The organism is Nocardioides thalensis (assembly GCF_013410655.1).
Taxonomy (GTDB): domain Bacteria; phylum Actinomycetota; class Actinomycetes; order Propionibacteriales; family Nocardioidaceae; genus Nocardioides; species Nocardioides thalensis.
Genome location: NZ_JACCFP010000001.1, coordinates 2,005,959 through 2,025,006, shown reverse-complemented (window position 1 = coordinate 2,025,006; position 19,048 = coordinate 2,005,959). Strand labels below are relative to the sequence as shown.

General features: G+C 70.8%; 20 protein-coding genes. 9 read left to right on the top strand and 11 right to left on the bottom strand.

Going from position 1 to position 19,048, the window contains the following annotated elements:
• Positions 1 to 4 precede the first annotated feature (4 nt).
• From sufC to HNR19_RS09930, 6 genes are read right to left on the bottom strand one after another with little or no spacing between them, the layout of a single operon-like run.
• The gene (gene sufC / locus HNR19_RS09955) at positions 5 to 766 is read right to left on the bottom strand and encodes a Fe-S cluster assembly ATPase SufC (protein ID WP_179667774.1); all 762 of its coding nucleotides are present in this window, start codon (positions 764 to 766) and stop codon (positions 5 to 7) included.
• A 20-nt stretch (positions 767 to 786) separates the two neighbouring features.
• Complete coding sequence (gene sufD, locus HNR19_RS09950) at positions 787 to 1,950, bottom strand: Fe-S cluster assembly protein SufD (protein WP_179667773.1); 1,164 nt, start codon at positions 1,948 to 1,950, stop codon at positions 787 to 789.
• Positions 1,950 to 3,368, bottom strand: coding sequence for a Fe-S cluster assembly protein SufB (gene sufB / locus HNR19_RS09945; protein ID WP_179667772.1), 1,419 nt, complete (start codon positions 3,366 to 3,368; stop codon positions 1,950 to 1,952). The genes sufD and sufB overlap by 1 nt, the downstream gene beginning before the upstream one ends.
• Positions 3,365 to 4,042: a helix-turn-helix transcriptional regulator gene (locus HNR19_RS09940; RefSeq protein ID WP_343047135.1), complete on the bottom strand. Its 678-nt coding sequence runs from the start codon at positions 4,040 to 4,042 to the stop codon at positions 3,365 to 3,367. Before HNR19_RS09940 ends, sufB begins: the two co-directional genes overlap by 4 nt.
• Before the next feature lie 48 nt (positions 4,043 to 4,090).
• Positions 4,091 to 4,522: a hypothetical protein gene (locus HNR19_RS09935; protein WP_343047134.1), complete on the bottom strand. Its 432-nt coding sequence runs from the start codon at positions 4,520 to 4,522 to the stop codon at positions 4,091 to 4,093.
• Complete coding sequence (locus tag HNR19_RS09930; RefSeq protein ID WP_179667770.1) at positions 4,515 to 4,877, bottom strand: hypothetical protein; 363 nt, start codon at positions 4,875 to 4,877, stop codon at positions 4,515 to 4,517. The genes HNR19_RS09935 and HNR19_RS09930 overlap by 8 nt, the downstream gene beginning before the upstream one ends.
• 29 nt (positions 4,878 to 4,906) lie before the next feature.
• Here HNR19_RS09930 and HNR19_RS09925 point away from each other — a divergent pair, with 29 nt between their 5' ends.
• From HNR19_RS09925 to HNR19_RS09910, 4 genes are read left to right on the top strand one after another with little or no spacing between them, the layout of a single operon-like run.
• Entirely contained in the window at positions 4,907 to 5,857 is a 951-nt protein-coding gene (locus tag HNR19_RS09925) for an ABC transporter ATP-binding protein (RefSeq protein WP_343047132.1), read from the top strand.
• The gene (locus HNR19_RS09920; protein ID WP_343047131.1) at positions 5,854 to 6,615 is read left to right on the top strand and encodes an ABC transporter permease; all 762 of its coding nucleotides are present in this window, start codon (positions 5,854 to 5,856) and stop codon (positions 6,613 to 6,615) included. The genes HNR19_RS09925 and HNR19_RS09920 overlap by 4 nt, the downstream gene beginning before the upstream one ends.
• Positions 6,616 to 6,617: 2 nt before the next feature.
• Positions 6,618 to 7,484: a COX15/CtaA family protein gene (locus HNR19_RS09915; RefSeq protein ID WP_343047130.1), complete on the top strand. Its 867-nt coding sequence runs from the start codon at positions 6,618 to 6,620 to the stop codon at positions 7,482 to 7,484.
• An 11-nt stretch (positions 7,485 to 7,495) separates the two neighbouring features.
• Positions 7,496 to 8,305 carry a phosphorylase family protein gene (locus tag HNR19_RS09910; protein WP_179667768.1) on the top strand — a complete coding sequence of 270 codons (810 nt, stop codon included), beginning with the start codon at positions 7,496 to 7,498 and terminating at the stop codon, positions 8,303 to 8,305.
• Here the strand turns inward: HNR19_RS09910 and HNR19_RS09905 are convergent.
• Positions 8,283 to 9,281: a heme o synthase gene (locus HNR19_RS09905; protein WP_179667767.1), complete on the bottom strand. Its 999-nt coding sequence runs from the start codon at positions 9,279 to 9,281 to the stop codon at positions 8,283 to 8,285. The two genes, HNR19_RS09910 and HNR19_RS09905, sit on opposite strands and share 23 nt — an antisense overlap.
• A gap of 175 nt (positions 9,282 to 9,456) precedes the next feature.
• On the opposite strand from HNR19_RS09905, the gene tkt reads away from it, so the two are divergent.
• The 5 genes from tkt (at position 9,457) to HNR19_RS09880 (ending at position 16,227) form a co-directional block, all read left to right on the top strand.
• Positions 9,457 to 11,499: a transketolase gene (gene tkt, locus HNR19_RS09900; RefSeq protein WP_246304470.1), complete on the top strand. Its 2,043-nt coding sequence runs from the start codon at positions 9,457 to 9,459 to the stop codon at positions 11,497 to 11,499.
• A 70-nt stretch (positions 11,500 to 11,569) separates the two neighbouring features.
• Positions 11,570 to 12,676 (top strand): transaldolase, encoded by a 1,107-nt coding sequence (gene tal, locus HNR19_RS09895; protein WP_179667765.1) that lies wholly within the window; start codon positions 11,570 to 11,572, stop codon positions 12,674 to 12,676.
• A gap of 15 nt (positions 12,677 to 12,691) precedes the next feature.
• Positions 12,692 to 14,350 (top strand): glucose-6-phosphate isomerase, encoded by a 1,659-nt coding sequence (gene pgi, locus HNR19_RS09890; protein WP_179667764.1) that lies wholly within the window; start codon positions 12,692 to 12,694, stop codon positions 14,348 to 14,350.
• The gene (pgl, locus tag HNR19_RS09885) at positions 14,347 to 15,078 is read left to right on the top strand and encodes a 6-phosphogluconolactonase (protein ID WP_179667763.1); all 732 of its coding nucleotides are present in this window, start codon (positions 14,347 to 14,349) and stop codon (positions 15,076 to 15,078) included. Before pgi ends, pgl begins: the two co-directional genes overlap by 4 nt.
• Before the next feature lie 171 nt (positions 15,079 to 15,249).
• Positions 15,250 to 16,227, top strand: coding sequence for a hypothetical protein (locus HNR19_RS09880; protein WP_179667762.1), 978 nt, complete (start codon positions 15,250 to 15,252; stop codon positions 16,225 to 16,227).
• 121 nt (positions 16,228 to 16,348) lie between these two features.
• On the opposite strand, the gene HNR19_RS09875 is transcribed toward HNR19_RS09880, so the two are convergent.
• Genes HNR19_RS09875 through HNR19_RS09860 form a run of 4 tightly spaced genes read right to left on the bottom strand, consistent with a single transcriptional unit; the run spans position 16,349 to position 19,048 of the window.
• Positions 16,349 to 16,708 carry an RNA polymerase-binding protein RbpA gene (locus HNR19_RS09875; protein ID WP_179667761.1) on the bottom strand — a complete coding sequence of 120 codons (360 nt, stop codon included), beginning with the start codon at positions 16,706 to 16,708 and terminating at the stop codon, positions 16,349 to 16,351.
• A gap of 52 nt (positions 16,709 to 16,760) precedes the next feature.
• The gene (gene secG, locus HNR19_RS09870) at positions 16,761 to 16,991 is read right to left on the bottom strand and encodes a preprotein translocase subunit SecG (protein ID WP_179670185.1); all 231 of its coding nucleotides are present in this window, start codon (positions 16,989 to 16,991) and stop codon (positions 16,761 to 16,763) included.
• A 30-nt stretch (positions 16,992 to 17,021) separates the two neighbouring features.
• Entirely contained in the window at positions 17,022 to 17,795 is a 774-nt protein-coding gene (tpiA, locus tag HNR19_RS09865; protein ID WP_179670184.1) for a triose-phosphate isomerase, read from the bottom strand.
• 29 nt (positions 17,796 to 17,824) lie between these two features.
• Positions 17,825 to 19,048, bottom strand: coding sequence for a phosphoglycerate kinase (locus HNR19_RS09860; protein WP_179667760.1), 1,224 nt, complete (start codon positions 19,046 to 19,048; stop codon positions 17,825 to 17,827).

Sequence of the window (19,048 nt, the reverse complement as noted above, 5' to 3'; positions counted from 1 at the left end):
GCACTCAACCAGCGGCAACAGCCTGGAAGCGCTCGTAGCCGTTGGCTTCCAGCTCCTCGGCCAGCTCGGGGCCGCCGGACTCGGCGACCTTGCCGGCGACGAACACGTGCACGTGGTCGGGCTGGATGTAGCGCAGGATCCGCGTGTAGTGCGTGATCAGCAGGACGCCCTTGCCGTCGCGCTCGCGGAAGTGGTTGACGCCCTCGGAGACGACCTTCAGCGCGTCGATGTCGAGGCCGGAGTCGGTCTCGTCGAGGATCGCGACCTTCGGGTCGAGCAGGTCGAGCTGGGCGATCTCGTGGCGCTTCTTCTCGCCGCCGGAGAAGCCCTCGTTGACCGAGCGCTGCGAGAACGTGGCGTCGAGGTTCATCCGCTCCATCGCGCCGTTGACGTCCTTGACCCACGTGCGCAGCTTCGGGGCCTCGCCGTCGATCGCGGTCTTGGCGGTACGGAGGAAGTTGGCGACCGAGACGCCCGGGACCTCGACGGGGTACTGCATCGCGAGGAACAGGCCGGCGCGGGCGCGCTCGTCGACCGACATCGCCAGCACGTCCTCGCCGTCGAGGGTCACCGAGCCGGAGGTGATCTCGTAGCGCGGGTGGCCGGCGATCGAGTAGGCCAGCGTCGACTTGCCCGAGCCGTTGGGGCCCATGATCGCGTGCGTCTCGCCGGCCTTGATGGTCAGCGTGACGCCCTTGAGGATCTCCTTCGGGCCGTCCTCGGTGTCGACCTGGACGTGGAGGTCCTTGATCTCCAGGGTGCTCATCAGTTGGTGTCTCTCTCTAGTCAGACGTTCTTGAGGACGTTCTTGGCGAGCTCGGCCTCGACGGTCTCGAGCAGCTTCTCCTCGATCGACGGGATGCCGACCTTGCGGATCAGGTCGTTGAAGAACCCGTGCACGACCAGGCGCTGGGCCTCCTTCTCGGAGACGCCGCGCGAGCGGAGGTAGAACAGCTGCTCGTCGTCGAACCGCGCCGTCGCGGACGCGTGGCCCGCGCCCTCGATCTCGCCGGTCTCGATCTCGAGGTTCGGCACCGAGTCGGCCTGGCAGCCGTCGGTCAGCACCAGGTTGCGGTTCTCCTCGTAGGTCTCGATGCCCTCGGCGACCTTGCGGATCAGCACGTTGCCGATCCACACGGTGTGCGCGCCCTGGCCCTGCAGCGCGCCCTTGTAGACCACGTTGGACTTGGTCTTCGGCGCGGTGTGGTCGGCGAACAGGCGGTGCTCGAGGTGCTGGCCCTCGTCGGCGAAGTAGAGGCCGAGCAGCTCGGCCTCGCCGCCGGGACCGGCGTACTCGACGTTGGCGTGCATGCGCACCAGGTCGCCGCCGAAGGAGATCGACGTGTGCTTGACCGAGGCGTCGCGGCCGACGCGGATCGCGTCGCGGCCGAGGTGGACGGCGTCGTCGTCCCAGTCCTGGAGGCTGAGCACGTTGACCTTCGCGCCGTCGCCCACGAGGAACGACTGGATCGCGGAGTAGCGCGCCGAGCCGCCGTGCAGCAGCACGATGGTGACCTCGGCGTGCGCGCCGATGCGGTAGAGCAGGCGACCCCAGACCAGGTCGTCGACGGACGCGCCGGTGAGCCGGATGACCACCGGCTCCTCGACCCGGGCGTCGGCCGGGACGTCGAGCAGCATCGCGCCGCCGGACAGCTCCGCGGCGAGGGCGGCCGGCCGCTCGTTGGGCGGCAGCTCCAGCTCGCGCGCCTGGTCGGCGTCGATCTCGGTCAGCGTCACGCCCTCGGGCAGGGTGGTCTCCCACTTCAGGTGGGCGTCGGACGCCTCACCGTCGAGGAGACCCCGCAGCCGGCGCAGCGGCGTGAACCGCCAGACCTCCTCGCGCCCGGTGGGCACGGGGTGGTCCGCGAGGTCGTACGACGCTGGCGGGTTGAGGTGGCTCTCGATGCGGCGCTCCTGCTCCAGGGCGTCGCTCACAACAGCAGCCGACATCAGCCGACGGCTCCTTCCATCTGCAGCTCGATGAGGCGGTTCAGCTCGAGGGCGTACTCCATCGGGAGCTCCTTGGCGATCGGCTCGACGAAGCCGCGCACGATCATCGCCATCGCCTCGTCCTCCTCCATGCCGCGCGACATGAGGTAGAAGAGCTGGTCGTCGGAGACCTTCGAGACCGACGCCTCGTGGCCCATGGAGACGTCGTCCTCGCGGATGTCGACGTAGGGGTAGGTGTCGGAGCGGCTGATCTGGTCGACCAGCAGCGCGTCGCACAGCACGTTGGACTTCGAGCCGTGCGCGCCCTCGTTGACCTGGATCAGGCCGCGGTACGACGTACGGCCGCCGCCGCGAGCCACGGACTTGCTGAGGATCGAGCTCGACGTGTGCGGCGCGGCGTGGACCATCTTGGCGCCGGCGTCCTGGTGCTGGCCCTCGCCGGCGAACGCGATGGAGAGCGTCTCGCCCTTGGCGTGCTCGCCCATCAGGTAGACCGCGGGGTACTTCATCGTCACCTTGGAGCCGATGTTGCCGTCGACCCACTCCATGGTCGCGCCGGCCTCGCAGACCGCGCGCTTGGTCACCAGGTTGTAGACGTTGTTGGACCAGTTCTGGATGGTCGTGTAGCGGCAGCGGCCGCCCTTCTTGACGATGATCTCCACGACCGCGGAGTGCAGCGAGTCGGAGGAGTAGATCGGCGCCGTGCATCCCTCGACGTAGTGCACGTAGGCGTCCTCGTCGACGATGATCAGGGTCCGCTCGAACTGGCCCATGTTCTCGGTGTTGATCCGGAAGTAGGCCTGCAGCGGGATGTCGACGTGGACACCCTTCGGCACGTAGATGAACGAGCCACCCGACCACACCGCGGTGTTGAGCGCGGCGAACTTGTTGTCGCCGACCGGGATGACCGTGCCGAAGTACTCCTTGAAGAGCTCCGGGTGCTCCTTGAGAGCGGTGTCGGTGTCGAGGAAGAGCACGCCCTGCGCCTCGAGGTCCTCGCGGATCGAGTGGTAGACGACCTCCGACTCGTACTGCGCCGCGACGCCGGCGACGAGGCGCTGCTTCTCCGCCTCCGGGATGCCGAGCTTGTCGTAGGTGTTCTTGATGTCCTCGGGGAGGTCCTCCCACGAGGCCGCCTGCTTCTCGCTGGAGCGGACGAAGTACTTGATGTTGTCGAAGTCGATGCCCGACAGGTCCGAGCCCCAGGTGGGCATGGGCTTGCGACCGAAGAGCTTCAGGCCCTTGAGCCGGAGATCGAGCATCCAGTCGGGCTCGCTCTTCTTCGACGAGATGTCGCGGACGACGTCCTCGTTGAGGCCACGCTTCGCCGCGGCACCGGCCACGTCGGCGTCGGCCCAGCCGAACTCGTAACGACCGATGCCCTTGAGCTCGGGGTTCAGCTCCTCGATGGAGGTCATGTGGTGACCTGCTCCTTCTTGTCGGGTGTCGCTGCAGGGATGCACGTGGTGCAGACGCCGTCGCCGTGGGCGATGGTCGCCAGCCGCTGGACATGGGTGCCGAGCACGCGGCCGATGGCCTCGGTCTCGGCCTCGCACAGCTGCGGGAACTCGTGGGCGACGTGGGAGACCGGGCAGTGCTGCTGGCACAGCTGCTCCCCCACGACGGGCAGCTCGCGCACGCTGGCGGCGTACCCCTCGTCGCTGAAGACCATGGCCAGCACCTCGGCCGGCGACGCCTCCGGGTGGGCCGCCGCGACCGCGGGGAACCGGGTCTCGATGAACGTCGCGCGCCGCTCGGCGAACGCGCGGACCGCGTCGGGGCCTGCCGTCTCGGACAGGAACCTCAGCGCCTCGGCCGCCAGGTCGTCGTACTGCGCCTCGAAGCCGTCGCGTCCGTGCTCGGTGAGCGCGAAGACCTTCGCCGGCCGGCCCCGCCCGCGCGAACCCGCGGACCGCGGCTCACGGGCCTCGACGGACCCGTCGGCGATCAGCTGGTCGAGGTGCCGGCGTACGGCGGCCGGGGTCAGGTCGAGCCGCTCGGCGAGCGCCGCCGCGGTGGACGGACCGTTGACCAGGATCGACCGGGCCACGCGCTGGCGCGTCGGCAGGTCGGTGTCGGTCACGATTTCCACAACCACAGTGTTGCGTTATTGATTCCGCCCCTTCAAGCAAGGCTCGCCTTACCTCGTGGCGGGCCGCGTGTGCCTCAGCCACGCCAGGCCCGCGAACGGCAGCACCAGCGGCAGGAACGCGTAGCCCTGGCCGAAGTGCGACCACACCGTCTTGTCGGGGAACAGGTCGGTGGCGGCATAGCTGAGCGCGCCCACCGACAGCACGCCGAGCAGCTCGATGCAGACCGCGACCGCGGCGACGCGCCAGCCGGTGCGGCCGCCGAGCAGCAGGCTGCTGGTGGCCACCAGGTAGATGACGGCGGCCACCAGCGACAGCGAGTAGGCCAGCGGCGCCTTGTCGGCGTCGGTGCCCAGCTGCACCAGCGACCGCCCGGTCGCAGCGACCGCGAACACGCCGTACGCGAAGACCAGGGCCCGGCCCCAGCCCGACGAGAGGTCGGTCACCTGCGCGGTCCCTGCGTCGCCACCCGGGTCAGGCACCGGCGCTCCAGAGGTCCCAGATCCGGATCTCGAGGCCGGCGATGGTGGCGACCGCGAGCAGCAGGATCGTCGTGCCGACCCGCGACCGCTCGGTGAGCGACACCAGCGCGCCGACCACGGGCACCAGCACGGTGCTCACGAGGTAGCTGACGAGCACGCCGCTCTGGACGTCGCGCTCGGTCTGCGCCAGCTGGACGCAGCCCCACACCAGCTGCACGAGCAGCACGATCTCGATCACGGCGAGGGCGGCGAAGTGGGAGTCCTGCGCGGCGCGGTCGCGCACCAGGTCGACCACGAGGAGCACGGCGGCGGCCCCGCAGAGCACCAGGACGGCGCCGTACACCCAGGAGTTCACGGGCGCCAGCGTAATGAGACGATTCTGCGGTGCCCGCATCGCCCGCCGAACCCGCTGTCCGGGTCGACGGCTTGGCGATGAGGTACGGCGACAAGGTGGCCGTCGACGGGCTCTCCCTCGAGGTGGAGCGGCACACGATCACCGCCGTGCTCGGCCCGAACGGCGCCGGGAAGACCACCACGCTGGAGACCTGCGAGGGCTACCGCCGGCCGCAGGCCGGCTCGGTGCGCGTGCTCGGCCTCGACCCGGTGCGCGACCGGCAGGCGCTGGTGCCGCGGATCGGCGTGATGCTCCAGTCCGGAGGCGCGTGGAGCGGCTCGAAGCCGCCGGAGATGCTGCGGCACCTCTCCCGCCTGCACGCGCGACCGCTCGACACCGGCCTGCTGATGGAGCGGCTGAGCCTCCACGAGTGCGCGCGGACGCCGTACCGGCGGCTCTCGGGGGGCCAGCAGCAGCGGCTGGGCCTCGCGATGGCGCTCGTCGGGCGGCCGGAGCTGGTGTTCGTCGACGAGCCGACCGCGGGCATGGACCCGCAGATCCGCCGGGACGTGTGGGAGCTGCTCGAGGAGCTGCGCGGCGACGGCGTGACCGTCGTGCTGACGACGCACTACCTCGAGGAGGCCGAGCGCCTGGCGGACAAGGTGCACATCCTCGACCACGGCCGACTGGTGGCGAGCGGCTCGCCTCTCGAGCTCACCCGGGGCGGCACCGTCGCGACGATCCGGATCGTCGTCACCCAGCCGTTCCCGTCCGGTGCACCCGAGGCGCTCGCCGCGGCCCTCGGGGAGACCACCGAGCTGACCGTGCTCGACGCCCTCTCCCTCCAGGTCTCCGGACCGGCCGACGGCTCCACGCTCGCCACCGTCTCGCGCTGGTGCGAGGACCACGACGTGCTGCCCGAGTCGCTGACGCTGGGTCAGCGCAACCTCGAGGACGTGTTCCTCGAGCTGACATCCGAGTCGCGGGAGGACGCGCGGTGAGCGGCACGTTCGCGCCGGCGCCCGGCGCCGCTCCCCTGGCCCGGCAGGTGCTCGCCCAGGCCTCGATGGAGGCGCGGCTCATGCTCCGGAACGGCGAGCAGCTGCTGCTCGCCGTCGTGATCCCGGTCATCGTGCTCGTCGGCGCCGTCCGCGGCGCGGAGCGGGTCGGCCTGGAGCTGGACGGCCCGGCCGTCGACGTGCTGACGCCGGGCGTGCTCGCGCTGGCGGTGATGTCGACCGCGTTCACCTCGTTGGCGATCGCGACCGGGTTCGAGCGCCGCTACGGCCTGCTCAAGCGGCTCGGCGCCTCTCCCCTGTCCCGCACCGGCCTGCTCGCCGGCAAGGTCGGCGCGCTGCTGGTCGTCGAGGTGCTGCAGTTCGCGGTGATCGCCACCGTGGGCCTCGTGCTCGGCTGGTCGCCGTCGATCTCGGTGGTCGGCGTGCTGCTGACGACGGTGGTCGGCACCGCGGCCTTCGCGTCGCTCGGCATGCTGCTCGCCGGCACCCTGCGCGCGGAGGCGACCCTCGCGGCGGCGAACCTCGTCTACCTGCTGCTCATGGCCGGCGGCGCGGTCATCCTCCCGATCAGCGCGTACGGCGGCCTCGGCGACGTGGTGCAGTGGCTGCCGTCGGGGGCGCTCGGCGAGGCCGCGCGCGCGGTCTGCGACGGCTCCGTGCCGTGGCGCGACCTCGGGGTGCTCGCTGTCTGGGCGGTCGCCGGCTCGGCCGCCACCGCACGATGGTTCAAGTGGGAGTGAGCGTGAGGAAGTACCTGGTCCCGTTGGCATGGGCCAACCTCGTCGCCAACGTGGCGATCGTCGTGACCGGCGGCGCCGTACGGCTGACCGGGTCGGGGCTCGGCTGCCCGACGTGGCCGAAGTGCACCGACGAGTCCTACGTGGCGCACGGCGAGCTCGGGCTGCACGGTGCCATCGAGTTCGGCAACCGGATGGTGACCTTCGCGGTCGGTGCGATCGCGGTGCTGGCGTTCGTCGCCGCGTGGCGCAGCGGCGACCGGCGGGCGCGGCTGCTCACGCTGCTGATCGGCCTCTACATCCCCGCTCAGGCCGTGATCGGCGGGATCACCGTCCTGACGGACCTGAACCCGTGGGTCGTCTCGTTCCACTTCCTGTCGTCGATGGTGATCATCGCGCTCTGCGTGGTGCTGCTCGACCACCTGCTCGCGGACCCGCGGGATGGGGCTGGACCGCGCACCCGGGCGCTGACCTGGGCGACGTTCGCCGTCGGCTGGGTCGTGCTCTACCTCGGGACGGTCGTGACCGGCTCCGGCCCGCACTCCGGCGACCTCGAGTCCAAGCGCACCGGGCTCGACCCGCAGGTCATGTCGCACGTCCACGCGTGGGCGGTCTACGTGCTGGTGGCGCTCACCTTGGCGCTGGTCGTGATCGCGCGGCGCGCCGGCAACCGGGCGCTCACGACGACGGGTGCGGCTCTGCTCGGACTCGAGCTGGCGCAGGGCGTGGTCGGCTTCTGGCAGTACTTCACCGACCTGCCCGAGACCCTGGTCGCCGTGCACATGCTCGGCGCGGCACTCACGTCGGCCGCGATCACCTGGGTCGTGCTGAGCGGCCGGGAAAATCGTGTGCCGACCGCAACCGCTCCCTGAACACTGGCCCTGTGCCCGACGACTCCGCCTTCCGCCACCCGCTCTTCGAGCACGACGAGGCACCCCGCGCCTACATCGAGCCCAGCGAGCAGATCCGGCCGCTGGACGTCCCCCAGGCGTGCGTCATCACGTTCTTCGGCGACGCCGTGCAGCGGCTCCTCGACGACGGCCGTGCCCGCGTGATCAACGAGAACCGCTGGGAGGACGGCCCGCACCCGCTCCTGGAGGTCGAGCACGAGGGTGAGCGGCTGGCGATCCTCCAGTCAGGCGTCGGCGCCCCGCTGGCCGGCGCGCTGTTGGAGCAGGTCATCGCGATGGGGTGCCGATCGTTCGTGGCGTGCGGGGGCGCCGGCGCTCTGCGGAGCGACCTGCCGCTCGGGCACCTGGCCGTCGTGACCTCGGCCCTCCGCGACGAGGGCACCTCGTTCCACTACCTGCCCGCCTCGCGGTACGTCGAGGCGCACGCGCCCGCCACGGCGATCCTGGAGGAGACGCTCACCGAGCACGAAGTGCCCTACGCCGCCGGGCCGACCTGGACCACCGACGCGCCGTACCGCGAGACGCACGCCAAGATCGCGGCGCGGCGGGAGGAGGGCTGCCTGACCGTCGAGATGGAGGCCTCCGCCCTGGCGGCGGTAGCGCGCTTCCGCGGACTGGCGCTGGCGCAGGTGCTGTACGGCGGCGACGACCTCTCCGGCGAGCACTGGGACAACCGGTCGTGGCAGACCCAGGCGGACGTGCGCGACAACCTCCTGGCGATCGCGGGCTCCGCGGCGCTGCGCGTGGAGCGCTGGCGCGTCAGCGAAGAAGCGGGTCGATAGCGACCGCGACGAACAGCAGCGAGAGGTAGAGGTTGCTGCTGTGGAACAGGTGCATCGGCCGGATCACCGACAGGTCGTCGGACCGGGCGGCGCGCCGCTCCATCTGGTGGGCCTGCACCAGGAAGACCGCGCCGAGCGCGACGGCCACGATCGGGTAGACCGGGCCGGTGCCGGCGACCGGCCACAGCAGCAGCGACGTCGCGACCATGACCCAGCTGTAGAGGACGATCTGGACCGCCACGTTGTGGGCCGACTTCACCACCGGGAGCATCGGCACGTCGACCTGGGCGTAGTCCTCGCGGTAGCGCAGCGCCAGGGCCCAGGTGTGCGGCGGCGTCCAGAAGAACACCACGGCGAACAGCACGATGGGCACCCACGAGAGCTCGTTGGTGACGGCGGTCCAGCCGATCAGCGCCGGGAAGCAGCCGGCGATGCCGCCCCAGACGATGTTCTGGGTCGTACGGCGTTTCAGCAGCATCGTGTAGACGAACACGTAGAACGCGTTGGCCGAGACGGAGAGCACCGCCGACAGCGGGTTGACCCACGCCCAGAGCACGACCGTCGACACGACGCCGAGCACGGTGCCGAACACCAGCGCCGCGCCGGGCGTGACGATGTGGCGCGGCAGCGCGCGCCGGCGGGTGCGGCGCATCTGCTCGTCGATGTCGCGGTCGTAGACGCAGTTGAAGACCGACGCGGAGCCGGCCGACAGCGTGCCGCCGATGACGGTCGCCACCACCAGCCACAGGTCCGGCACGCCCTTCGCGGCGAAGAACATCACCGGCACGGTGGTGAGGAGCAGGAGCTCGATCACCCGCGGCTTGGTGAGCCCGACGTAGGCCATCACGACGTCGCGGGCCGTCGCCCGGCCGTCCGGCTGCCCCGAAGGCTCCGCCCGGACCCCGTCAGTGACCGGCGTCACCGGCTGCTCAGCAGCGGGCACGGCAGGGTCGACGTAGGTCACGGAGTTCCTCACGGTGCGGAGTGCACAGGGCGGTCGGGCGCCCCTGAGTGTAACGGTCCACCGGTCCGACGCGGGTATCGAGTCCGCTCGGCCACTGAGTAGGCTCGGCCGTGTGACTAACGAGCTTCCCAGCCTGGAGTGGACCGACCTCGACGACAAGGCGGTCGACACCGCTCGGGTCCTCGCGATGGACGCCGTCCAGAAGGTCGGCAACGGGCACCCGGGCACCGCGATGAGCCTCGCGCCCGCGGCGTACCTGCTCTTCCAGAAGGTCATGCGCCACGACCCGGCCGACCCCGACTGGATGGCGCGCGACCGGTTCGTCCTCAGCGCCGGCCACAGCTCGATCACGCTCTACACGCAGCTCTACCTCGGCGGCTTCGGCCTCGAGCTCGACGACCTCAAGTCGCTGCGCACCTGGGGCTCCAAGACCCCCGGCCACCCCGAGCACGGCCACACCGCGGGCGTCGAGGTGACGACGGGCCCGCTCGGCCAGGGCATCTCCAACGCCGTCGGCATGGCGATGGCCGCTCGTCGCGAGCGCGGCATCCTCGACCCCGACGCGGCCGACCGCGACTCGATCTTCGACCACCACGTCTACTGCATCGCGTCCGACGGCGACCTCGAGGAGGGCGTCAGCAGCGAGGCCTCGTCGATCGCCGGCACGCAGCGGCTCGGCAACCTGACCGTCATCTACGACGCCAACCGCATCTCGATCGAGGGCGACACCCTGATCGCGCTCAACGAGGACGTCGCCCAGCGCTACGAGGCCTACGGCTGGCACGTGCAGGAGGTCGACTGGACCGGCACCAACCACAGCGACCTCGCCAACTACGAGGAGGACGTGCCGGCGCTCTACGAGGCGATCAAGGCGGCCGCCGCGGTCACCGACCGGCCGTCGATGATCGTCCTCAAGACCGTCATCGCCTGGCCCGCTCCCAACGCGCAGAACACCGAGGCCGCCCACGGCTCGGCGCTCGGCGAGGAGGAGGTCGCGGCGACCAAGGAGGTGCTCGGCTTCGACCCGGCGCAGACCTTCGCGGTGCCCGACGACGTGATCACCCACACCCGCGGGCTCGTCGAGCGCGGCAAGGCGCTCCGCGCCGAGTGGGACGAGCAGTACGACGCCTGGGCGTCGTCGCACCCGGAGCAGCTCGCGATCCTGCAGCGGATGAAGCAGCGCGCCGTGCCCGAGGGCCTCGAGGCCGCGTTGCCGGTGTTCGAGGCCGACGCCAAGGGCGTCGCCACCCGTGCCGCGTCCGGCAAGGTCATCAACGCGATCGCGCCCGTCATGCCCGAGCTGTGGGGCGGCTCGGCCGACCTCGCCGGCTCCAACAACACGACCATCAAGGACGCCAAGTCCTTCCTGCCGAAGGACCGCTCGGTCGAGGAGTGGGAGGGCGACCCCTACCAGGGCCGGGTCCTCCACTTCGGCATCCGCGAGCACGGCATGGGTGCGATGATGAACGGCATCGCCGTCCACGGCGGCACCCGCGTCTTCGGCGGCACGTTCCTCACGTTCTCCGACTACATGCGCGGCGCCGTACGCGTCGGCGCGCTGATGCAGGCGCCGGTCATCTACGTCTGGACGCACGACTCCATCGGCCTCGGCGAGGACGGCCCGACCCACCAGCCGGTCGAGCACCTCTGGGCGCTGCGCGCGATCCCCGGCCTCGACGTCGTACGACCGGCCGACGCCAACGAGACCGCTGCCGCGTGGCTGCAGGTCCTCAAGAACTCCGACCGCCCGGCCGGCCTGATCCTCAGCCGGCAGAACGTGCCGACGTTCCCGCGCGGCACCGACGGGTTCGCCACCACCGACAACGTCGGCAAGGGCGGCTACGTCCTGCTCGAGGCCGACGGCGGCGAGCCCGACGTCATCCTCATCGGCACCGGCTCCGAGGTGCAGCTGGCGGTCAAGGCCCGTGAGCTGCTCGCGGCCGACGGCATCAACGCCCGGGTCGTCTCGATGCCCTCGATCGAGTGGTTCGAGCAGCAGAGCCAGGCCTACCGCGACGAGGTGCTGCCGCCGACGGTCAAGGCGCGGGTGAGCGTCGAGGCGGGCCTGCGCTTGGGCTGGCGCGAGTACGTCGGCGACGCCGGCCGGATGGTCAGCCTCGAGCACTACGGCGCCTCGGCCGACGGCGCGCGGATCTTCACCGAGTTCGGGTTCACCCCCGAGGCCGTCGCGCAGGCGGCGAAGGACAGCATCGAGGCGGCCGCGAAGTAGCACGTTGGTCGAGGAGGCCGCACCGGCCGTCACGAGACCCAGTCACCAGACCGATCCGAAGGAGAACCCGATGAGTGATCGTTTGAAGGCACTGGCCGACGCCGGTGTGTCCATCTGGCTGGACGACCTGTCCCGCGAGCGGATCGAGACCGGCAACCTCGCCGAGCTCGTCGACCAGAAGTCGGTGGTCGGCGTGACCACCAACCCGACGATCTTCGCCTCCGCCATCAGCAACGGCGAGCGCTACGACGCGCAGGTGCGCAAGCTGGTGGCCGACGGGGCCGACGTCGACAAGGTGATCTTCGAGCTCACCACCGACGACGTGCGCAACGCCTGCGACATCCTCGCTCCGGTCTCGGCGTCCACCAAGGACGACGGCCGGGTCTCGATCGAGGTGGAGCCGACCCTGGCCAACGACACCCCCGGCACCATCGCCTCGGCCAAGGCGCTGTGGACCGCGGTGGACCGCCCGAACGCGCTGATCAAGATCCCGGCGACGCTCGAGGGCCTGCCGGCCATCACCGAGGCCATCGGCTCGGGCATCTCGGTCAACGTGACGCTGATCTTCTCCACCGAGCGCTACCGCGCCGTCATGGACGCCTACCTCGCCGGCCTGGAGCAGGCCGCCGACGCGGGCATCGACCTGTCGACCATCCGCTCGGTGGCGTCGTTCTTCGTGTCCCGCGTCGACACCGAGATCGACGCGCGGCTGGAGAAGATCGGCAGCGACGAGGCGCTCGGCCTGCGCGGCAAGGCCGCGGTCGCCAACGCCCGGCTCGCCTACGCGGCGTTCGAGGAGGTCTTCTCGTCCGACCGGTGGCAGGCGCTCAAGGGCAAGGGCGCCAACGTGCAGCGTCCGCTGTGGGCCTCGACCGGCGTCAAGAACCCCGAGTACCCCGACACCCTCTACGTCACCGACCTCGTCGTCGCCGACACCGTCAACACGATGCCGGAGAAGACGCTGGAGGCCTTCGCCGACCACGGCGAGGTCAACGGCGACATGGTGACCGGCCGTGCCCAGGAGGCGCAGGAGCTGTTCGACCAGCTGGCCGCCGTCGGTGTCGACCTCGACGACGTCTTCCTCGTGCTCGAGTCGGAGGGCGTCGACAAGTTCAAGGCGTCCTGGATCGAGCTGGTCGAGACGGTCAAGGGCCAGATGGCCGCGGCCGCCTCCTGAGGTCGGCGCGCAGAGATGGGCGGGTCGAACCCACCGGTCGACGCCACCACCACCGAGGCCTGGGCGACGCTCCGGGCCCTCGCAGACGGCTTCTCCCCCGACCTCCGGGCGCAGCTCGCCGACCGCGAGTGGGTGGAGCGGTCCTCGCTCACCGCCGGGGACCTGTTCGTCGACCTGTCGAAGAACCTGGTCAGCCCCGAGATCTGGCGGGCGCTCCGCGACCTTGCTGACCAGGTCGGGCTTGCAGGCCGGCGCGACGCGATGTTCGCGGGTGAGCACATCAACGTGACCGAGGACCGCGCGGTGCTGCACACCGCCCTGCGCAAGCCGGCGGGCGCCGTACTGGAGGTCGACGGGGCTGATGTCGTCGCCGGCGTCCACGAGGTGCTGCAGCGGATGTACGGGTTCGCCGACGAGGTGCGGTCCGGCGCGTGGCGGGGCGCCACCGGCGAGCGGATCCGCACGGTGGTCAACATCGGCATCGGCGGCTCCGACCTCGGGCCGGTGATGGCCTACGAGTCGCTCGAGCCGTACGTCCAGGACGGCCTGGAGTGCCGGTTCATCAGCAACATCGACCCGGCCGACACCGCGGTCACCCTGGCCGGGCTCGACCCCGCGACGACGTTGTTCATCGTGGCGAGCAAGACGTTCGGCACGCTCGAGACGCTGACCAACGCGCGGCTGTGCCGCGAGTGGCTGCTGGACGGGCTGCCCGGCGCCGACCGCGCCGACGCGGTCAAGCGGCACTTCGTCGCGGTGTCGACGGCGCTCGACAAGGTCGAGGCGTTCGGCATCGACCCGGCCAACGCGTTCGGGTTCTGGGACTGGGTGGGCGGCCGCTACTCGGTCGACTCCGCGATCGGGCTGTCCCTGGTCATCGCGATCGGTCCGGAGCGGTTCTCCGAGCTGCTGGCCGGCTTCCACGCGATGGACGAGCACTTCCGTACGGCGGACGCCGAGCACAACGTGCCGCTGCTGATGGGTCTGCTCAACGTCTGGTACGTCAACTTCCTCGGAGCGCACACCCACGCCGTCCTCCCCTACGCGCAGGCGCTGCACCGCTTCCCGGCGTACCTCCAGCAGCTCACGATGGAGTCCAACGGCAAGGGCGTGCGGTGGGACGGCACGCCAGTCACCTCCGAGACCGGCGAGGTCTTCTGGGGCGAGCAGGGCACCAACGGGCAGCACGCGTTCTACCAGCTGATCCACCAGGGCACCCGGCTGATCCCCGCCGACTTCATCGCGGTCGCCAACCCGGCCCACCCGCTGGCCGACGGCGACACCGACGTCCACGAGCTCTTCCTGGCCAACTTCTTCGCCCAGACCAAGGCGCTCGCGTTCGGCAAGACGGCCGACGAGGTGCGCGCCGAGGGCACCGCGGAGGAGCTGGTGCCCGCGCGCGTGTTCACCGGCAACCGGCCGACCACGTCGATCATGGCGCCCGCGCTCACGCCGTCGGTGCTCGGGCAGCTGGTCGCGCTCTACGAGCACATCACGTTCGTCCAGGGCGTCGTCTGGGGCATCGACAGCTTCGACCAGTGGGGGGTCGAGCTCGGCAAGCAGCTCGCCCAGCAGGTCACGCCGGCCGTGTCCGGTGACGAGAGCGCCCTCGCCGAGCAGGACGCCTCGACGCAGTCACTCATCCGCTACTACCGGGAGCACCGCCGCCGATGACCGACCCTGCCCCGCTCGTCGAGGTCCACGACTCCCCCGAGCTGCTCGCCACCGCGGTCGCGGGCGAGCTGCTCAACCGGATCGCCGACGCCCAGGCCGCCGGCCACGTCCCGCACATCTCGCTCACCGGCGGCACGATCGCCGTCGCGATCCACGAGGAGGTCGCGCGGCACGCGCCCGCGTCGGGCGTCGACTGGGGCGCGGTGCACGTCTGGTTCGGCGACGAGCGCTTCGTCGCCCCCGACTCGCCCGACCGGAACGCCGGGCAGGCACGCGCCGCGTTCATCGACGCGGTCGGCGTACCCGACGCCAACGTGCACGAGTTCCCCTCGACCGCCGACGCCGCCGACGTCGACGAGGCCGCCGCCCGCTACGCCGAGGAGCTGCGGGCGCACTGGCCCGGCAGGTTCGACGTGATGATGCTCGGCGTGGGACCCGACGGCCACGTCAACTCGCTGTTCCCGGGCTTCCCGCAGCTGACGGCCACCGGCCCCACCGCCGGCGTCACCGGCTCGCCGAAGCCGCCGCCGGAACGGGTCACCCTGACGTTCGAGACGACGTCCGCCGCCGCGTCGGTGTGGTTCCTCGTGTCCGGCGACGGCAAGGCCGACGCCGTCCGCCGCGCCCTCGCCGACGACGGCTCGGTCCAGGAGACCCCCGCCCGCGGCGTCACCGGCCAGGCCGAGACCATCTGGTTCCTCGACACCGCCGCCGCCTCCCTCCTGTAACCCCGACTCGGCAGAAGATCGCAGCCCAGAGGGCGCGAGTCGGCAGAAGTTCGCGCTCGTACGACGCCGAGTCGGCAGAAGCTCGCAGTGGACCGAGCGACCTGCTGACTGCTGTCCACAGGTGTCGCGAGCGGGTGGTTAGGTCGCGGCCCGTCATGGAACCCCCTCTGCATGACCCGACAACCGCATTTCGAGGGCATCGCCTTTCTCGACGACTCGTCGAACCTGCCGCTCGACCGGCCGTTCACTGCAGCGACCGCCCGCATCGAGGCAGGCCTGGGCTATCGACAACTGAAGAGGCTGGTCGACGACGGTCTCCTGCAGCACCCGATCCGCGGGGTCTATCTCGTTGCGCAGATCGGCGACACGATCGAAACGCGTTGCGCGTGCCTCCGGCTCGTCGTACCCGAGGACGCCGTGGTCGTCGACCGCCACGCCGGCTGGCTGCATGGAGCCGAGATGGTCCTTGCGCCCGGTGAGCACCTGGCGCTGCGCCCGACCGCAGTGTTCCGGCCCTCCGGCCACGGGCGGGTGCGCAACCAGCTCAGCGACAGCGGTGAGCGCAACCTGCGCCCGGGCGACGTTGTCGAGATCAACGGGGTTCGAGTGAGTACGGCGATCCGCACCGCATGGGACCTGGGTCGCAGCCGCTGGCCCGACTCTTCCCTCGCCGCCATCGACCAGTTGCTCCGCCTCGGCGCATTCTCCAAGGACGAGTTCCTCGCCGGCATCGAGCGGTTTCGCGGGATGCGGTGGGTCACGACCTTGCGCGCGGTCGCGCCGTACGCCGACGGCCGCGCTGAGTCGCCGCCCGAGTCGATCTTGCGACTCCGCTGGATCGAGGCCCACCTACCCGAGCCGTGCCCCCAGTACGAGGTCTGGGTCGACGGCGAATTCCTCGCGCGCCTCGACATCGGCAACGCCGAGCTGCAATTCGGCGCGGAGTACGACGGCGCCGAGTGGCACGACACCCCGGAGCAGCTCGAGCACGACCGGCGGCGCCGTACTGACGTGTCGGAACGAGGCAACTGGCACGTGGTGGCCCTGCGCAAGGAGAACCTGTTCGGCCAGCGGCAGAACGCGCAGGAGATCCTGGTTGCCAGCGTCGCCGAGGCCCGCCGACGGTTTGGGATCCGGCTCCCCGCCTAGAGCGAACTTCTGCCGACTGGGCGCCGTGCGCGTGCGAACTTCTGCCGACTCGCGCCTCCACGCGTGCGAACTTCTGCCGACTCGCGCCTCTACGCAGGCCAGCTTCTGACGACTCGGTGGATCAGAAGATGATCTCGCCGGACTTGCGGCGGGAGCGGAGGAGCTGGATGGCCTCGTCGAGGATCACCTGGGCCTCCTTGTCGGAGCGGCGCTCCTTCACGTAGGCGAGGTGGGTCTTGTAGGGCTCGATCTTCGGGGCCGGCGGCGGGTTGTCGGAGTCGAGCGAGCCGGGGAGGCCGCACTTGGGGCAGTCCCACGACTCGGGCACGGCCGCCTCGACCGAGAAGGTGATCACGGAGCGGTGTCCGTGGGCGCAGAAGTAGGTGACCGCCTGGCGCGGCGCGGCCTCGCCCCGCTCGGCCTCACCCATCGGTCCGGCGCCGACACGGCTGCCTCGGATCGCGTTGCCTCCACCGGCCAACGGACTCTCCTCACCTCAAGCCGGCCCAGGGCCGGACGGGACTCTTAGTTGTTCAGTAGGCCAGCAGGAGCCCGAGGGCGATGACGCAGGCGAACCAGATGATGCCGATGCCGACCGTGAACCGGTCGAGGTTGCGCTCGGCGACGGAGGAGCCACCCAGGGAGCTGGAGACGCCGCCACCGAACATGTCCGAGAGCCCGCCGCCGCGCCCCTTGTGCAGGAGCACCATGAGGATCATGAGCATGCTCGTGATCACGAGCAGGACAGTGAGAAGCGTCGACAGCACGTCGGGAATCCTACGTCAGCGGGTGAATCAGGACAGCACTGGCATGTCGTAGAACCGGCAGATGCCGCCGAACTCGTCGGCCTGCAGGCTCGCGCCGCCGACCAGGCAGCCGTCGACGTCGGCCTGCGCCATGATGCCGGCGACGTTCGCGGCCTTGACCGAGCCGCCGTACTGGATGCGTACGGCGTCCGCGGCCTCGTCGCCGTACGACTCCCGGACCTGGGCGCGGATCGCCGCGCACACCTCCTGCGCGTCGTCGGGCGTGGCGACCTCACCGGTGCCGATCGCCCAGACCGGCTCGTAGGCGATGACGGACTTCGCGACCTGCTTCTCGGTGAAGCCGGCCAGCGAGCCGACGACCTGCGCCGTGCAGTGCTCGACGTGCGTGCCCTGCTGGCGGATCTCCAGGCCCTCGCCGACGCACACGATCGGCGTGATGCCTGCCTTGAGCGCCGCCTTGCCCTTCTTGGCGACCAGGTCGTCGGTCTCCCCGTGGTACTGACGCCGCTCGGAGTGACCGACGACCACGTAGGAGCAGCCGAGCTTCGCGAGCATGCCGGCCGAGATCTCGCCCGTGTAGGCGCCGCTCTCGTGCACGGACACGTCCTGCGCGCCGTACTTCACCGACAGCCGGTCGCCGTCGACGAGCGTCTGCACGGACCGGATGTCGGTGAACGGCGGCACCACGACGACCTCGACCTTCCCGTAGTCGTGACGCTTGTCGGACAGCGTCCAGGCGAGCTTCTGGACGAGCACCACCGCTTCCTGGTGGTTGAGGTTCATCTTCCAGTTGCCCGCCATGATCGGCGTGCGCGTGCTGCTGGCCACTCTCAGTCCTCCAGAACGGTGATGCCGGGCAGTTCCTTGCCCTCCAGGTACTCCAGGCTGGCGCCGCCGCCGGTGGAGATGTGGCCGAACGCGGCCTCGTCGAAGCCGAGCGTGCGTACGGCGGCCGCGGAGTCACCGCCGCCGACGACCGTCAGGCCCCCGCCGGCACTGACCTTGGTGAGCGCCTCGGCGACCGCGCGGGTGCCCTCGGCGAACGCCGGGACCTCGAACACGCCCATCGGGCCGTTCCAGAACACCGTCCGCGCGTCGGCCAGCGCCCGGGCAAACGCGTCGGTCGACTCCGGGCCGATGTCGAGCCCGAGCGCGTCGGCCGGGATCTCGGCCGCCAGCACGACCTCCGGGGACGGCGTGCGGTCGCCCGACGGGAACGCCGTGTCGACGACGACGTCGGTGGGCAGCACCAGCTCGACGCCGGCCTCGTGCGCGCGCTTGAGGTACTCGACGCAGGTGTCGACCTGGTCCTCCTCCAGCAGGCTCTTGCCGACCTCGTGGCCCTGGGCCTTCAGGAACGTGAACACCATGCCGCCGCCGATCAGCAGCTTGTCGGCCTTGCCGAGCAGGTTGTCGATGACGCCGAGCTTGTCGGAGACCTTCGAGCCGCCGAGGACGACCACGTAGGGCCGCTCGGGGTCGACGGTCAGGCGGCGCAGCACGTCGACCTCGGCCGCCACCAGCGCGCCCATCGCGTGCGGCAGGCGCTGCGCGACGTCGTAGACGCTGGCCTGCTTGCGGTGGACGACGCCGAAGCCGTCGGACACGAAGGCGTCGGCGAGCGCCGCGAGCTGGTCGGCGAACGCGCCGCGCTCGGCGTCGTCCTTCGACGTCTCCCCGGCGTTGAACCGCACGTTCTCCAGCACCGCGACCTGGCCTTCGGCCAGGCCGGCGACGACCTGCTGCGCCGACTCGCCGACGGTGTCGGTCGCGAACTCGACGGGCGCACCGAGCAGCTCGCCCAGGCGTACGGCGACCGGGGCGAGCGTGTACTGCGGGTCCCGCTCGCCCTTCGGCCGACCGAGGTGCGCGGTGACGATGACCCGCGCGCCGGCGTCGGCGAGTGCCTTGATGGTCGGCACGCTGGCCCGGATCCGGCCGTCGTCGGTGATGACCGGGTCACTGCCCTCGCGCTGCTCGAGGGGCACGTTGAGGTCCGACCGGACGAGGACGCGCTTCCCGGCGACCTCGCCCAGCCCGGCGTACTGCCCCAC

Coding starts and splice junctions, on each gene's coding strand:
- sufC (WP_179667774.1), bottom strand. CDS start 766: ATGAGCACCCTGGAGATCAAGGACCTCCACGTCCAGGTCGACACCGAG.
- sufD (WP_179667773.1), bottom strand. CDS start 1,950: ATGTCGGCTGCTGTTGTGAGCGACGCCCTGGAGCAGGAGCGCCGCATC.
- sufB (WP_179667772.1), bottom strand. CDS start 3,368: ATGACCTCCATCGAGGAGCTGAACCCCGAGCTCAAGGGCATCGGTCGT.
- tkt (WP_246304470.1), top strand. CDS start 9,457: ATGGACGCCGTCCAGAAGGTCGGCAACGGGCACCCGGGCACCGCGATG.
- tal (WP_179667765.1), top strand. CDS start 11,570: ATGAGTGATCGTTTGAAGGCACTGGCCGACGCCGGTGTGTCCATCTGG.
- pgi (WP_179667764.1), top strand. CDS start 12,692: ATGGGCGGGTCGAACCCACCGGTCGACGCCACCACCACCGAGGCCTGG.
- pgl (WP_179667763.1), top strand. CDS start 14,347: ATGACCGACCCTGCCCCGCTCGTCGAGGTCCACGACTCCCCCGAGCTG.
- HNR19_RS09880 (WP_179667762.1), top strand. CDS start 15,250: ATGACCCGACAACCGCATTTCGAGGGCATCGCCTTTCTCGACGACTCG.
- tpiA (WP_179670184.1), bottom strand. CDS start 17,795: ATGGCGGGCAACTGGAAGATGAACCTCAACCACCAGGAAGCGGTGGTG.